Source organism: Candidatus Omnitrophota bacterium (genome assembly GCA_040755155.1).
GTDB lineage: Bacteria > Hinthialibacterota > Hinthialibacteria > Hinthialibacterales > Hinthialibacteraceae > JBFMBP01.
The window spans coordinates 1-13,996 of the sequence record JBFMBP010000126.1 but is presented as its reverse complement, the minus strand read 5'-3'; the positions used below and the strand labels follow the sequence as shown (position 1 = coordinate 13,996).

The following is a 13,996-nucleotide window of genomic DNA, read 5'->3' as shown; positions in this document are numbered from 1 at the left end:
AAATCCCAATTCTCAAAAATTCTTTTCCGCCATGACGATTTCGCCGGACGCCGCGCTCATGGTTTGCGATAGCAATTCCGAAACCTCGATATCCTGTTCGGATTCGCCCTGTATTCGCCCATGCGCCGCCTTCAGTCCGCCGTGCAGCCATCCCGGAACCGAAAGAAAAACCAAATCGCCCTGATGCGCATTCATTTTTTGCTGCGCCGAGGCGGGAAGGCGGACGGCGTTTTCTTGCAGGTCCGCGCAGACGCAAAGCGGCAAACGGACAGGCTTGCCGATTTCGGTATTGGGTTCGGCGCCTTTATATTCCTTCATCAAGGTTCGCTCGCTTCCCCAGATAAATCGCAGGATTTTTTCCTTGACCGGCGGCGCGCTCAGATAAGTGAAGACAATCCCCAAGACGCCCGACGCAGCCATGCCATAACAAGCGCGGATAAACTTATAGGCTTTCATTCCGGAGCCGCCCGGCTCGATGCCGTGGCTGAAGGGATAGATCAGCGCCGGTTCGAACATGGATAAGACCATCAAAGCCGCGCCGCCAATCAACGTGGCCATCGCTCCCGCCGCAGAATAGCGCTTCCAGGCGAATCCCATCAAAATCGCCATCACCATCGGCGGAGTTACGGCGGCGGTAAACGCGGCGTGCGCTTCATAGAGATTGCCGAAGGAGTTGAACAAGGGAACCAAAGCGATGCCCGCCAGAGCTGCGCCGATAGAAATCCAACGCGCGCATTTCAGATAGAATCCATCCGGTTTGTTTTTCCATATGTAAGGACGGATAACGTCATGCGTCGCCACGACGGCGACGCCGTTGATGAGCGTATCGGCAGTGGACATCAACGCCGCCGTTAACGCCGCGACGATCAATCCGAACAATCCGGGAATATGGATGGAACGGCTGACGGCGTCGGCCACAAGAATAAAGACCGTCTCCGAATTTTCCGGTATATTGATAATCCCTTTTTCAACAAGCGCGCGCCCCACCCAGCCGCTGCAACAAACGGCGACGGACGCAAGGGGGATAAGGAACAGCATGATTGCCATCATGGCTTTTCTTCCCTCCTTGACGTTCCGCACCGAAAGGAAACGTAAAATAATGCCCTGGTTCATAAACCAAAAAGCGGCGGAATTGGCCATGCCGTCCTGCCAAAAAACTCCGGCGGTATTGAATTCGCCGGGCTTGGTTAGAGGCATGAACGCCCGTCGATGTTCGACAGGCCAATAATTCCAAAATTCGTGGAATCCTCCCGCCATGCAGATTCCCGCGCCAAGAATGAGGAATCCCGCCGCCAGTAAGAGAAAACCTTGAAACAGATCGGTCATGATGACGGCGGTCTGTCCCCCGGCGGTAACGTAAATTGCAGTGATAACCGCGATGGATGCGACGATGACGTATAAGTCCCAGTTTAATATCGGCTGCAAAACAACGCCTGCCGTCAGGAAATTGTATCCGATGTAACCGATCATATAAACCAAAATAATCGCCGTGGCCGCCATGCGGCAGCCCGATCCGAATCGGCGTTCGAAATAATCCGGCACGGATGAAACTCTGGAATAATACAAAACCGGCAGCCATCCGAACATCCAAAAAAAGAGCCAAGGCCAATCGTTGAGATAAGCATGGCTGGCGGGCAAACCGTATTCGAACGCCTGATTGGAATATTTGACGAAACTATACGATCCCACCAGCGAGGCGACGGCGCTCATCGCCACCAGCCACCAGGAGAAGCGCTGTCCCGCGAAGAAAAAATCCTTCGTGGTTTTCGTGTATTTTCCGAAGTAACTTCCATAAGCCGTAATCGAGACGAAATAAACCAGAATCACGGCCAGATCGATCGTGGAGCCAATAGTTGGAGACATAATCGCCGCCTTTCTTTATGCCGCGCCGAATACAAATTGAAAAGCGCCCTGTACGGCCATATAGATCAAGACGGCGCCTAATATCGCCGCCATCCACAACCGGTCTTTCTTGTCGGAAAAATCCAAAGCGCCAACGCGAAGCGCTCCCCATAGCCCCGCCAACAATACCAGACCGCCGCCAATGAACTGATAAAGAAAAGGCGCTAACAAATCCACTTGTTTCATCTCCATTCCGAATATCGAAGTGAATTGCTGCTCATCCATCGTTCCTTCAAAGTAACAGATTGCCATTTTCGAATCAAGAATGAGGTGGTTGCGATGCTCGGCGGCAACGGAGGCGGCTTCGATTTCCCCAAAAACAACGAAGGATGAGTTGCGCTCCGGCAGCTCATCCTTCGTTTTTTATTCGCAACTTACACCGTGATTTTCCATGTAATCGATTGAGCAATTAGGAGTTAAGCCTATTCCTCATCTACGCAGGCAATAGGCATTTTGCGATAAATATTCTCGGCAATCTTTATGCCGATTCCATGTAGGAGAAGTAAAGTCATAATTCAAAGTTGTCTTGGCAACAACAAATCCAAGTAAGCGCCTTCGATCAAATCTTCCGGCGCGATCTCTAAGCGTTTCATTAAATCTTTGGCGATGACGGCGCCTGCTTCGGCGCTTTGGCCGAATTGGAGAACCACTTCCAATTCCAAGAAACATCCCAGCCCTTCTACCTCATCCAAATGAATCCGCGTCTGTCCGGTATAAAAGAGCGTTCTTCTTTTGCGTACGATCCCCAATTCACCCAAAGCCGATGACAACAAACACCGCAATCCCTCCGGATCGCTAGTTTGAGAAATGAGATAATCGGACGTTTTGGGACCGGCGGCGTTTTTTCGTTCGTAATAGATCAGCTCGCCCAATTTGGGCGAAAGCAAGCGCAATTTCAAACGGCCTTGGAGAACGCAGAAGAAAATATCCTCCTGCAGGATGACGGCGCCGGGGCCGCCGGCGATGGCTTGCGCTAATTCCATTTGATGGGCAAAATCCCGCGTTTTGGCTTTAATTTCGATATTGGACGGCAATATCATTTTCCTCCCATTTTATGGATGTAATCATGGCGGGCAGTAATTCGCTTTGCGCTTATCCTACCGCTTTAATATGTGGGCTACGCTTCGCTTTTAGCCCACCCTACTAAATTTCGCGGAATGCAATCGCCCCCTTTTGATTGACAATCCATCATACGCCTTTTAGAGTGTCGTTCAATTTCGGATTGGGGCGATTGCATATTATGGATATTTCAATTCAAGACGCCGTTCTAAAAGATGCGGAAGAGATTCTCTTCTTGCAGAAACTGGCCTATCGCAGCGAGGCGGAAATCTACGAAGACGATTCCATCCCGCCGTTGGCGCAAACACTGGGTGAAATCGGTTTGGAATTCGACGATCATCTTTTTTTGAAAGCGGTTCGGAACCATAGAATCGCCGGTTCCGTGCGAGCGCGACTGATCGGCGAGACTTGCCATATCGGCAAATTGATCGTACATCCCAACCAGCAAAACCAGGGCATCGGCTCGCGGCTGATGAACGCCGTCGAATCGCGTTTTCCGCAGGCGCAGCGTTTTGAACTTTTCACCGGCCATCGCAGCGAACGCAATCTCTATCTTTACCAAAAACTGGGCTACCGCATTTTCCAAACCATCACCTTAAATGAACGGCTGCAACTCGTCTACTTGGAAAAGCGGCGGGAGGAGCAGAGTCCAACGCCATGACGGCTTTCTTCTGCTGGTCTCCCGTGCTTTTCATGGCGCTGCTGGCGATCGTTTTCAAACGGCCGGCGTTGGATCTCGCCGTGATTTGCCTTCTTTTTACCTTCGGTTTGGCGGTTTTCTATTTTCAAACGCCAGCGGGAGCGGCGGCGTTGGCGGGGGCGGACGGCGTATTAACGACGCTGCCGCTGCTTCTCGTCGTATTCGCGGGAATATTTCTCTGCAACCTGCTGATGGAGACCGGCTCGCTGAAGCGTATCGTAGAATGGTTTTCCGGCGGCGTGCGCAACGCCCATCATCGCGAATGGTTGATCGCGCTGGGCGTGGCCAATTTCATGGAAGGAGCGGGCGTTATCGCCGAACCCGTCGTCGCTCCCATGCTGCGGGCGGCGGGCACGCCGCCGATGGGCGCAGCAGCGCTGTCCATCATTGGTTATTCCGGTTTGATGACGTTGGAGTTGGCGGGAATCATCATCACGGTTCTCTCCTTGGCGACGGGCCTGCCCATTGGGGAATTGGGCATCGCTTCGGCGTGGCTCTCCATCCCCGCGACGATATGTATGGCCGCTTGCGTTCCGTTGTTTTCAGGATTATCCGGCGAAAAATGGCGGCGATTTTTACCGCCTATGGCCTGCGGATTGCTTGTTGGATCGGCATCCTTGGCGTCGGCGTATTTGTTGGGCGCCGCTATATCAGGCATGGCGGGAGGCTTGGCGCTTATCATAGCGTTGATCCTGGCGGGTTCCCGGCGTCTGCCCATCCATAAAGACATTGTGCGGGACTTAGCGCCGTTCGCATTTCTGCTGATCGTTCTGCCAATGGTGAACGCCGTTCCCACTTTGAATCAATTAACTTATCAAAAATTGATTTTTACTTTACAAATTATTCCCGCTCATAAGATCGTTTTTCGTCCTTTTTATTCCTCCTATTTATACTTATTCGCCGCCTGCCTTTTAACGGTTTGGCTTTTTCATTGGCCGCAAGATCGTTTGTTTCCCGTTCTAAAAAAATCTCTGCGGATCGGATTGCGGGTTTCGTTGACGATGGGATTGTTTGGAGCGATGGGGCAGATGATCGCCTATACGGGTTACAGCGACGGATTCGCCGAATTTCATCCGCAACAAAACATCCCCTGGTTGATCGCGCATGGATTAGTGGAGAATACGGGGAAGTATTACCCCATCTTCGCGCCTCTATTAGGATGGGTGGGCACGTTTTTAACCGGCTATGGCGTGGCGTCGTTCATGCTGTTCGGCCTATTGCAGGTGGAAACGGCCCGCCTGTTGGGCGTCTCGCCGGTATGGCTGGCGGCGGGGCTGGCCGTCGGCGCCTCGCTGGGATCGATCTCCTCGCCATTTAAAATCGCTCTCGCTGCGCCTATGTGCGAAGCGGTGGGATTGGAGGGACTCATCCTGCGCAAGACTATCCCGCTAGGCTTGGCGGCGGCTCTTGTTATTGGATTGATTTTATGGTTGCTCGTATGACATCTATTCCGAAAAAATCGCGGCCGGTTCTATTCGCCGTCTCCCATTTCCGGCTGGAGGCGAATACTTTGACTTCATAGGGCTTCATGCGCGTCAATAACGCGCCATGCTTAATGACGGCTTGATCGTTTCCATACAACAATTCCAATGTTTGTCCTTCGAGAATTTCCAATCCTGCGGCTTCCACTTCCATTTGGAAGCGGTTGTCTTCATTTATCAATACAAGAAGAGAATCACCGTCATAACGCCGGAAAAACGATTTCACGCCTCGCGCAATGGGATTATTGTCCATTACGAAATCGAATATATTGATTTTCACATCCATCTTTTCGGGGGAAGTTAAAAAGGGCTGCAAAGCGGCTAGTTCGCTGGTCAGCGCATAGAGCGATTGGCGAAACAACTCAGATTTCAAATATGACGTCCCCCAATAAAGAACGCCTTTTGCTCCATGCGCGATAACGTCATAGGCCATAAATCGCGATTCGTCGAAAGTCGGATAAGCGGTTTCTTTAACGCCGTAATACTCGCCCAACTCGCTCCAAGCGAATCCTTGCAACACCATCCATACCGGTTTTCCCTCGCCTACTTGCATCCAATGATCGGTTACCAATCCCAACCGATAAATCAACCTTTCTTCTTTTCTCACAGGATAAAAATCGCAGCCGGTGATATCGACGAAGTCCAGATACTGCCTGACATAAGCAAGATCGCTGCGCGCCGCTTCGTTGATCCATATCGGATGCTTTCCGCTGTCCATCTCCCGGATCATCTGCGCCGCTTCGCGCATTTTGGGAATAATCTGCGCCGCTTGCTGGCGGGAATATACGACGGCGTTATCGGTTTGTCTCCACCATTCCCCCGGCTCTTTATGAACCTTTTGCTGTCTGTATAACATGCTGGCGGCTGTGAAATTCCATACGATTTCGTCCGGCCCTTCCCATACCGCCAGCGCCGGATGATCCATAAGCGATTTCACGTAGTTTTTCAGATCGTCCGCCGCGCCGCTTTGCAAGGACAGCGGGACGACTCCCAACATCCCCGCCGACGCCGCCCGGTCCAAATCTTCGCGGCTATGGCAATGAACTATGTTGATCCCCGATTCCGCCATGAGTTTCAGTTGCTCAACATCTTTAGGATTCTCGTAACATCCGATGGGAAAAAGGATGCGGCCGTTTTTATGCAAAAAGCCATCGTTTTGGGAGTAACCGAAGTTTGAAGCACAGAGACAAATCGCCGCGATAATAAGAAATAAAAAGAATTTCTGCATGTTTAAGCCTCCGCATAAGATCAAATTAAATTTTGACTTCGATTACTTAATATTTTGAAGCCGTTCAGCCAACCAAACGTTAACTAAGGTTTCCGGCATAACTCCCTGTAGGCGCGCTTGATCTTCAATTTTTTTAAATAACTCCGGCGCCAGCGTGACTCGCCTTCTCCGTTTTACCCGCAATTCAAACTCAACTTCGCGAGTTTGATCCCAATAATCATCGAGACTATGCGTATCCCAAAAATCAGCGATCTCTTCCAAGGATCGCGTTTTTGAGAGGCTGGAGGGTTGTGAATCTTTATTCTCTTTCATATCGTCTTCGCTCCTTTTTATCCATATCTCGAGCGCTCAAAATCAAAGCGTCAAGATTTGCCTTATAAAGAAAGAACACTATCAAATAACGCCCAGCATCTGTTTGTCCAGCAGCGGAATAAACATCTTCCCCTTGTCTGTACCCTGATTCAACAAAACGATATCGAGGGCGATTGAAAAAGACTTCTTCCACTTCCTCTTGAATGACGCGATGCTTAATTGCTATCTTATCAAGGATATCAGAAAACCAAATAAAATTGTCAATGAACATAGATTGATGATTTTCCACCCCTTTATCTTGGATCAACCTAAATTATAGCAATATTAAACGGTAACAACCTAACATTATACTCAAAGAAAAAAGAAGAAGAGAGACTTTATCCATTAAAGATAATCCATTATTTTTCTGCCTTATACCTATCATTTCATTGGCTTGTTTCTGTGGCCGATGGTATAACCGGCGCGGGCAAGCCTAGATAATAGGGCGATACTTCCATGATTTGGCGTCCAGCGGGGATGCTTTCCCGGCGGCTGACGACGAAAAGGCCGTCGGAAAGGTCTTTGCGGCGTTCGGCTATTTCTTCCCACATGGCGGGTTTGCGGACTTCGCCCCAGCCGCCCATATCCGTGCGGCGGCTGGTTTTCAACGCCAGCAAATCAGCGAAGTGCGGCGCCAAATCCGGCAGATGCAAAATATCTTTAGGCGATGAGTTCTCTTTAATGGCTTCGACTAATCGATCAACGCCGCTATGGTCTTTCACGCCGCGATTGACGGTTAAGAATAAAACAAAATGAGAAGCGGACAAATTGGGAAAGAGATGCGGCTTGGTGGAATCGTTCGCTCCCATGAAACTAATGGCGGGCAATGGAATCAATGTAATGAGAAACAAGCCCAGCGCCCGCCGCCGCGTTGCTCCATTGGGCAGAAAGCGCAAAAAATTATGCGCGACGAACGGAGACAGAAAGGGTGCGCCGTGCATGAAATACCGTCCGCCGTATTGGGTTAGCATCGGCAGAAATCCGATGGCCTGCGAGCGGAAAACCGCCAATTCCCTCATATGGCAACGAAACCAACTATGGAGCAACAATAGCAGAAATAGAGGATTGACGATTTGCAGCGCCAATAGGCGGGCTAGGATGCTGGACAAACTAAATCCTTCCGCGCCTCCCGACTGCATCCAATCGGAAAATACGTAATACCGCACCAGCCACGGCGCCGCGAGAATCAACGCGCCCGCGATAACCGCCGCGGCGCGCAAGAAATGCTGGCGCCGCCAAATTCCATACGCCAACAGGCATAAACAGATCAGAACCGGCATTCCCGTATGCGTATAAAAAGCGGCGGCCAGGAGAAACATGGCGAGGTAGGTTTTTTTTCTCTCCAACGCCAACAATATCCACGGCCACAGTACATTGACAACCGATGCGGGCAGGCCGAGTAAACATCCCATGCTGAAGATCATCTCCATCGAAAGAAACAACAACGATAAGTAAGCCCACGGCGCGCCCAGAAAATAGCGATAGGAAAACCAATAAGAAAACATCGCCGCCGGATAGAGCAGCATTACAATGTTGGTAAAAGCGGTTTCCACTCTATCCGGCGCTCCCGAAAAATAGGCGATAGCCAAATGGAGCAATGGCGGATAGAGATGCGGCCGTCCCATCGGCGCGAATTCCCAATCGTCCCACACCGGAATCGTATGTTGTTTGAGGATTTGTTGCGCCACGGCCATGTGATAGTAATTATCGGAAGGTTCAGTCGCGTCAAGCATCCTTTCTTTATTGATAGCAAAAACAAGAAAAAGCAGACCAATGGCCAGGACACTCAACTTGTCCAGAAAGTGCGAAAAGATTGGCGGAGGATTTTCCGGATCGATCTCCGGCAGGGGCGCGCTTAAACAGAAATGAACATCAATCCAAAGCAGAAAACGGATAAAAAATAGTGTCGCCGCAAAACGCCATAATCCGGCGAAAAACAAAAACGTCCCAACGATGAAGCAGGCATAGCTGAAGAGACGCAACAGGAAGCGCCAATGCCAGCGCCGCGCCGAGCGATCCCAGCAATAAAGCCCCAGCGGCCATAATCCCGCGCTGCACGGAATAAAGCCGAACCAATGCCATCGGCGCGTGGCGATTTCAATGGCCAGGCGCTTCATCATCCGGATCAACAACGCCGGAAGCGACAATATCGCCATAAGAACAACGCCTATTTTTTCGATCATTGTTTTCCCGGACAAGATATCCATCTCCCAACCATCTTTAACACGGCCTTCGGTTGACTTCAATGAGGATCGGCGGGATATTCGATTTCACAATCCACGAAAAATCTATACGCAGAAAGACCGGATCATGGAATTTCCCAAGAAGCCTTATATCGTAGACGAAACGGCGGGGACGAAATTTTATTGCCGATGCGGAAAATCGCAGAATCAGCCCTACTGCGACGGCTCCCATAAAGGAAGCGGCGTTACGCCTATGAAAGTGGAGATTGCGGAAAATAAGCGTTGCGCCTACTGCGGTTGCCGCCAGTCGAAGGGACTGCCTTTTTGCGATGGGACGCATGCGACGTTGTAGTGGAAAATGGCGGGCTACGTTACGCTGAAAATCAGATCTTTACCCAATAATCGAGAGGATTATTCAAGGGCAGAAAAAACTTTGCCCTTGCCACCCCGCCGTTTTAATATAACGTCCAATCCCCCAATCCCGCCGCGTCGGGTTGAAATTCGAAAGCGCCGATATCGATATAGTTGGGCGAACCGCTTCCCGTATCGATAACATTGGGATCGTCGATGCGATTTCGTCCGTCGAAGTCTACATTCAAGACTCCCTCGGCGCCTTGGCCCGCGTCGATAGCAGGCGAACCGGGCAGGAGCCGGAAATCGAGAGCAGCTGCGTCCGCCAGGCGGGGATCGGCGTTGCTGTTCCCTTCCCCGGTATAGGGCGCATCTCCTTTGACGAGGCTATAGGAAATATCGATCGTCGATCCCGGTTCCAATTTAATCGAGACTTGATCGTCCCGGCCCCAAACGAGCGTATTGAAGACTCTTGCGTGAGCGGGATTCTGGTGCATCCATATTCCCTTGTCGCAATTAATAATAGTGTTGTTGATAACGGTTATATTGGCGCCGTTCTTAAAAGCAATGCCGTTTTCGCAGTTGTAAACAACATTGTTTACTATAATCGGCTGAGCGTTCTTGTCACCGGAAATGCCGATGGGATCATGGATGCCTCCCCGGCAATTCATCACGAAATTGCCCTCCACATAGGCGTCGCACGTATCCAAATCGATGGCGTCGTCCTCGCTGCCGTAAAAAGTATTGAATCGGATAATGGGAACCGGGTTGGGCCTTTGAACGTCGCCAACGTCCACGGCGTCGCTATAGCCGCGCCGGGGCGCGAAGAAGCAATACTCCACGGTTACCGGACTGCCGGTTCCATGCACCGCTTCATTCTCCCCTTCCCCGAACCAACAGCGGCGGATTTCCATATATGCCGTGGAATGATAGGACTCCGTGGCTTTGCTGTTGAAATCGTCCGGCCAATCCTCGAAAGTGCAACTGTCGATGGAGACGCCGCTGACGCCGTGGTAGAGATTCACCATCGCGATGCGATTCGATCCGCCCGTGGAGCCGCGTCGCACCAGGCAATGCTCCATACGTCCCGTTCCCGCGTCTTCATAGGATAACGCTCCCCAACGCGCCGACTCGTTTTGAGGAACGAATTGAATCGGCGATTGCGGCGATCCCAAAGCGTCGAAACGCCCTTTGATCGTTACTACCGTCTTTTCTTTCAATTGAACGATAACTCCCGGCTCCACCGTCACCGCCACGCCTTCGGGGATCAATAGGTTCGATTCGATAAGATAGGGCGAATTCGCCGCGCTCCATTGCTCATTGGCGCCGATGCTTCCGCCGCGCGTTTCCGCGCCGGCGGATACGGATAAAGCCAAAAACAATGCAACTACAAGAAAAAAAATCCGACTCATGCAAGAATTCCTTTCTCCACAAATGATCGATTGGGTGAACGAATCGATTTGCGGCAATCACAAAAAGCTGCTAGAATACCTTTAAATAGATTGATATCGAAAGCCATTCGGCTTGCGGCATCCCCAAAGCGTCGTCCGCAGACCCATTATATCGCAAATAACAAGGATTGACCGCCGTGTCCGAAACGCTCTATTGTTTTGAAATCGAATTGATCGAGGATTTGGAAAATTTACTGGACGATTTCTTCCAGGATATGATTTCAGATGGATTGAAATTGCCCACCGCCGAACGGCACGCCGCCAATGCCGATCTTTTTCTTATTCAATATCACGCTATCTATTATCTGGAAGACGCCTCCAGCTTGCGGGCGGAAAAACTCTACGATTTTCTGGGACTATGGTATTTTCAAAAGGTTACCAATCCCAACAGCATGGAAATACAATCCATCCTCACTTCGCTGAAACGCCTTTTCGATTATTTGTTCCAAAAGGGAATTCTTAGGGAAAAAGATTGGAAAGAATTAAAAAAGGCATGTCTCGATAAAGAATATTTTATGAACCGTTATCACGAATTCGAGGCGAAGGAAGCGGCGGCGCAAAGGAAGGAATCGCTGGAAGATTGGGAAGACTGGATCGCTGAAGTGGCCGATCGCTACGTGTTGGACGAGGATCAGGAACGGTATCTCGACAGCCTGATAAACCGCATGTCTCTCTATGAAATCCTGGAAATCCTCAAAAATCTCTATTGCGCTAAAAATCGGACGGACAACGTCATCCGCTTGGAGAACGTTCTGAAAAAAAAGAAAGAAGCCGCTCATTCCCCCCGCCGACCGAAAAAGAAACGCACACCAACAGCCGAGTCGCTGTTGGATCACGCCATGGCGATTCATCGCGCCAATCTCGTTTTCATCCGCTGGCTGGACCGGTTCAACTGCTCGCCCACCGATCTGCCGCCGGAACCATGCAGTACCTGCGTTCTCTGCGATTCGCTGCTCTCCAACCTGATCGCCAAACTGGAAAATGCGGAAATCGACCAGAACGAATTCGAATGCGGACACGACATGATTGATTTCATCGATCGAATATTGTGGGACGCGCGTCACGATATCGCCGCCAATATGGGCTTAGATTTGCGCCTACTGGCTATTTGAGACTTTGGGACAGGGAGACTTTGGGACAGGGAGACTTTGGGACAGGGAGACTTGGGGACAAGGAGACTTTGGGACAGGGAGACTTTGGGACAGGGAGACTTTGGGACAGGGAGACTTTGGGACAGGGAGACAGGGAGACGGGGAGACTTGTCCCCCAGTCCCATTGTCCCACAGTCCCTATGTCCGCCGCCCTAATCGGCTTTGCCGTTCTCTTTCTCGGCTATAGCGACTCCGTGCGCCGGGAATGGGATTTCGCCGTTTATTACCTCGCTGCGGACGCGCTTTGGAGCGGAAAGAATCCTTACGATCCCCATGTTTTGATCAACATCGGGAAAGCCGTGGATGGGGCGGGATACGAAGGATTGCCCTATCTCTACTCGCCGCTCTTTGCTCGATTGCTTTATCCATTTACTCGTCTTTCCTATTTCGACGCCGCTTTCGCTTGGATGGCGCTCAAATGCGCGGCGTTGGAATGGAGCCTGTTTTCCATATTGATGCTTCTGCGCCTTTCTCCCTCATGGTGGTCTCTAGCTCTTCTCAATCTGGGCGCACTTTTTTACCGTCCGATCGCCTTGGATTTCAACGCGGGCAATGTCGCCGTCTTTGAATCGGCGTTGATCCTCGGTTCTTTAGCGGCCTGGCGGCGAAAATCTTCCGCCGCCGCACCGCTGCTGCTCGCCGCCGGGGCGATCAAGGGAACGCCGTTATTGATGCTGCTTTATCCGATCCACCGGCGCGATTATCCATTTTTAAAATCGTTCGCCGCCGCTTTCGCCGTTTTATTGTTCCTTCTTTTGCTTGGTTACCAGGCTGTTTATCAATGTTATTCTTTCTTTCACGGACCGATATGGCGTACGATGTGGGATGAACAGGTGCAAAGCATTTATAACTGTTCATCCATAACCGTTCTATTAAGAACATTTTCCGAAACTTATTTTTCCGAACCACTCTACCATTCGCCCTTCTTGACGGGACTACTCATACCCCTTTTTCCGATCATGGTTTTTTGCTTGGCTGCATATGGTATCTATCGCAGAGAATCTCATGTTGAATATGAAAACACGGATGAAAAGTCTTTATCAATCATATTGTTATGTCTTCTTCTTCTCCCTCCGCGCCTAGCCGGTTATAACCTAGCGCTTTCTTTTTATCCCCTTGTGCAAATCCTATTTTCGGCATGGAGAGAGAAACGAAACGCAGTTCTCTTCATCGCCTTGATCGGATTGCTCTTCATTCAAATCGATTTGCGTCAGATCGGAATTCACAAGGGCCACATCAAACCAGGGCCGATTCAACTCTTAATCGATAAAGATTTTTTTGGATTGTTATTTTTATTCATCGCCGCTGTAACTCTCTGTATATCGAAGGATTTTCATCGAAATTCTCTCGATAGATCCTTGGAAGCAAAATAGATTTTCAATAAATTTTCTAATGTCGGTTCCATTCTTGACGATAATAATCGAAAAGGGAAAAGGACAAAAAAACGCTTCTCCCGACAAAAAGATTGAAAAAAAAACCTTTTCTCTTATTCTTCTGTATAAAAAGAACAAAAAAGATTTAAAGTTCTCTAAGAGAAAAGACGATACTAAGATTTGAGACGGAATTCGAATCGACAAGGCAGCAAATAGGCGCTACAATAAAGTAGCGGTAGAGATTTATTCGAATCATTCATATGGGTAAAGGGCAATAGAAGGAGATGAGGAATCATGGTTGACATTGTTGGCATAAACACTACTACCCAACAAACCAACCGCGTCTCCAGCCGCGCCGCCGCCAAAAGCGAGGCGGCGAAAGCGCCGGAGGCGAAATCTTCCGCTTCGTCCGGGGATCGGATCGATATATCGGCGGGCGTACAGCAGATGCAGTCCGTAAAAAGGCTGGTCGCGGCGGCCCAAGCGGAACCCGATTATCGTCCGGAAGCGGTATCTCGAGCCAAAGAACGGTTGGAAAATGGCGAGTACGAAGGCGTGGAAGTATCCAGGCAAACAGCGCGAAAGATATTAGGACTATAAAGGCTTGCTCGATTCCGTATGAGAGGAATCTCCTTTTTACCCTAGTAGCCGTAATACTGCGAAAACCGCCCTCTAAACCATCTTGGATTTAGAGGGTTTTTTATTTTGTCCTTGCTATAAATCTCCGCTCCAATGGATTTCCTCATTCCAAATTATCCTTCGCCTT

The 13,996-nt window shown here is 50.1% G+C and carries 14 protein-coding genes; 6 read left to right on the top strand and 8 right to left on the bottom strand.

Features of this window, described 5'->3' with window-relative positions; translation table 11 throughout:
- Positions 1-12: 12 nt before the first annotated feature.
- The 3 genes from AB1656_18625 to AB1656_18615 form a co-directional block, all read right to left on the bottom strand.
- Positions 13-1,863: a sodium:solute symporter family protein gene (locus tag AB1656_18625; GenBank protein ID MEW6237402.1), complete on the bottom strand. Its 1,851-nt coding sequence runs from the start codon at positions 1,861-1,863 to the stop codon at positions 13-15.
- A gap of 15 nt (positions 1,864-1,878) precedes the next feature.
- Positions 1,879-2,154 (bottom strand): hypothetical protein, encoded by a 276-nt coding sequence (locus AB1656_18620; protein MEW6237401.1) that lies wholly within the window; start codon positions 2,152-2,154, stop codon positions 1,879-1,881.
- Positions 2,155-2,417: 263 nt separating this feature from the next.
- Positions 2,418-2,942, bottom strand: coding sequence for a class IV adenylate cyclase (locus tag AB1656_18615; protein MEW6237400.1), 525 nt, complete (start codon positions 2,940-2,942; stop codon positions 2,418-2,420).
- Between the two features lie 200 nt (positions 2,943-3,142).
- Between AB1656_18615 and AB1656_18610 the strand changes: the two genes are divergently transcribed.
- Positions 3,143-3,622 (top strand): GNAT family N-acetyltransferase, encoded by a 480-nt coding sequence (locus tag AB1656_18610; protein ID MEW6237399.1) that lies wholly within the window; start codon positions 3,143-3,145, stop codon positions 3,620-3,622.
- Positions 3,619-5,103 (top strand): L-lactate permease, encoded by a 1,485-nt coding sequence (locus AB1656_18605; protein MEW6237398.1) that lies wholly within the window; start codon positions 3,619-3,621, stop codon positions 5,101-5,103. Before AB1656_18610 ends, AB1656_18605 begins: the two co-directional genes overlap by 4 nt.
- On the opposite strand, the gene AB1656_18600 is transcribed toward AB1656_18605, so the two are convergent.
- The 4 genes from AB1656_18600 to AB1656_18585 all read right to left on the bottom strand — a co-directional run bounded on the left by AB1656_18600 (position 5,072) and on the right by AB1656_18585 (position 8,919).
- Positions 5,072-6,370, bottom strand: coding sequence for a hypothetical protein (locus tag AB1656_18600; protein ID MEW6237397.1), 1,299 nt, complete (start codon positions 6,368-6,370; stop codon positions 5,072-5,074). The two genes, AB1656_18605 and AB1656_18600, sit on opposite strands and share 32 nt — an antisense overlap.
- Before the next feature lie 42 nt (positions 6,371-6,412).
- Positions 6,413-6,682 (bottom strand): CopG family antitoxin, encoded by a 270-nt coding sequence (locus AB1656_18595; protein MEW6237396.1) that lies wholly within the window; start codon positions 6,680-6,682, stop codon positions 6,413-6,415.
- On the bottom strand, positions 6,669-6,971 hold the full coding sequence (locus AB1656_18590) for a BrnT family toxin (GenBank protein MEW6237395.1): 303 nt from the start codon (positions 6,969-6,971) through the stop codon (positions 6,669-6,671). The genes AB1656_18595 and AB1656_18590 overlap by 14 nt, the downstream gene beginning before the upstream one ends.
- Before the next feature lie 136 nt (positions 6,972-7,107).
- Positions 7,108-8,919: a hypothetical protein gene (locus AB1656_18585; protein MEW6237394.1), complete on the bottom strand. Its 1,812-nt coding sequence runs from the start codon at positions 8,917-8,919 to the stop codon at positions 7,108-7,110.
- Between the two features lie 112 nt (positions 8,920-9,031).
- Between AB1656_18585 and AB1656_18580 the strand changes: the two genes are divergently transcribed.
- Entirely contained in the window at positions 9,032-9,256 is a 225-nt protein-coding gene (locus AB1656_18580) for a CDGSH iron-sulfur domain-containing protein (protein MEW6237393.1), read from the top strand.
- 103 nt (positions 9,257-9,359) lie between these two features.
- On the opposite strand, the gene AB1656_18575 is transcribed toward AB1656_18580, so the two are convergent.
- Entirely contained in the window at positions 9,360-10,667 is a 1,308-nt protein-coding gene (locus AB1656_18575) for a right-handed parallel beta-helix repeat-containing protein (GenBank protein MEW6237392.1), read from the bottom strand.
- 176 nt (positions 10,668-10,843) lie between these two features.
- Between AB1656_18575 and AB1656_18570 the strand changes: the two genes are divergently transcribed.
- The 3 genes from AB1656_18570 to AB1656_18560 all read left to right on the top strand — a co-directional run bounded on the left by AB1656_18570 (position 10,844) and on the right by AB1656_18560 (position 13,830).
- On the top strand, positions 10,844-11,818 hold the full coding sequence (locus AB1656_18570) for a hypothetical protein (GenBank protein MEW6237391.1): 975 nt from the start codon (positions 10,844-10,846) through the stop codon (positions 11,816-11,818).
- A 179-nt stretch (positions 11,819-11,997) separates the two neighbouring features.
- Entirely contained in the window at positions 11,998-13,230 is a 1,233-nt protein-coding gene (locus AB1656_18565) for a glycosyltransferase family 87 protein (GenBank protein ID MEW6237390.1), read from the top strand.
- Between the two features lie 294 nt (positions 13,231-13,524).
- Positions 13,525-13,830, top strand: a complete 306-nt coding sequence (locus tag AB1656_18560) for a flagellar biosynthesis anti-sigma factor FlgM (protein ID MEW6237389.1) — start codon at positions 13,525-13,527, stop codon at positions 13,828-13,830.
- Positions 13,831-13,996: the final 166 nt, after the last annotated feature.

Bases quoted from the DNA above. Each gene is read 5' to 3' on its own strand.
- AB1656_18600 (MEW6237397.1), bottom strand. From the start codon at position 6,370: ATGCAGAAATTCTTTTTATTTCTTATTATCGCGGCGATTTGTCTCTGT.
- AB1656_18575 (MEW6237392.1), bottom strand. From the start codon at position 10,667: ATGAGTCGGATTTTTTTTCTTGTAGTTGCATTGTTTTTGGCTTTATCC.
- AB1656_18595 (MEW6237396.1), bottom strand. From the start codon at position 6,682: ATGAAAGAGAATAAAGATTCACAACCCTCCAGCCTCTCAAAAACGCGA.
- AB1656_18605 (MEW6237398.1), top strand. From the start codon at position 3,619: ATGACGGCTTTCTTCTGCTGGTCTCCCGTGCTTTTCATGGCGCTGCTG.
- AB1656_18610 (MEW6237399.1), top strand. From the start codon at position 3,143: ATGGATATTTCAATTCAAGACGCCGTTCTAAAAGATGCGGAAGAGATT.
- AB1656_18620 (MEW6237401.1), bottom strand. From the start codon at position 2,154: ATGGCAATCTGTTACTTTGAAGGAACGATGGATGAGCAGCAATTCACT.
- AB1656_18615 (MEW6237400.1), bottom strand. From the start codon at position 2,942: ATGATATTGCCGTCCAATATCGAAATTAAAGCCAAAACGCGGGATTTT.
- AB1656_18560 (MEW6237389.1), top strand. From the start codon at position 13,525: ATGGTTGACATTGTTGGCATAAACACTACTACCCAACAAACCAACCGC.
- AB1656_18580 (MEW6237393.1), top strand. From the start codon at position 9,032: ATGGAATTTCCCAAGAAGCCTTATATCGTAGACGAAACGGCGGGGACG.
- AB1656_18625 (MEW6237402.1), bottom strand. From the start codon at position 1,863: ATGTCTCCAACTATTGGCTCCACGATCGATCTGGCCGTGATTCTGGTT.
- AB1656_18565 (MEW6237390.1), top strand. From the start codon at position 11,998: ATGTCCGCCGCCCTAATCGGCTTTGCCGTTCTCTTTCTCGGCTATAGC.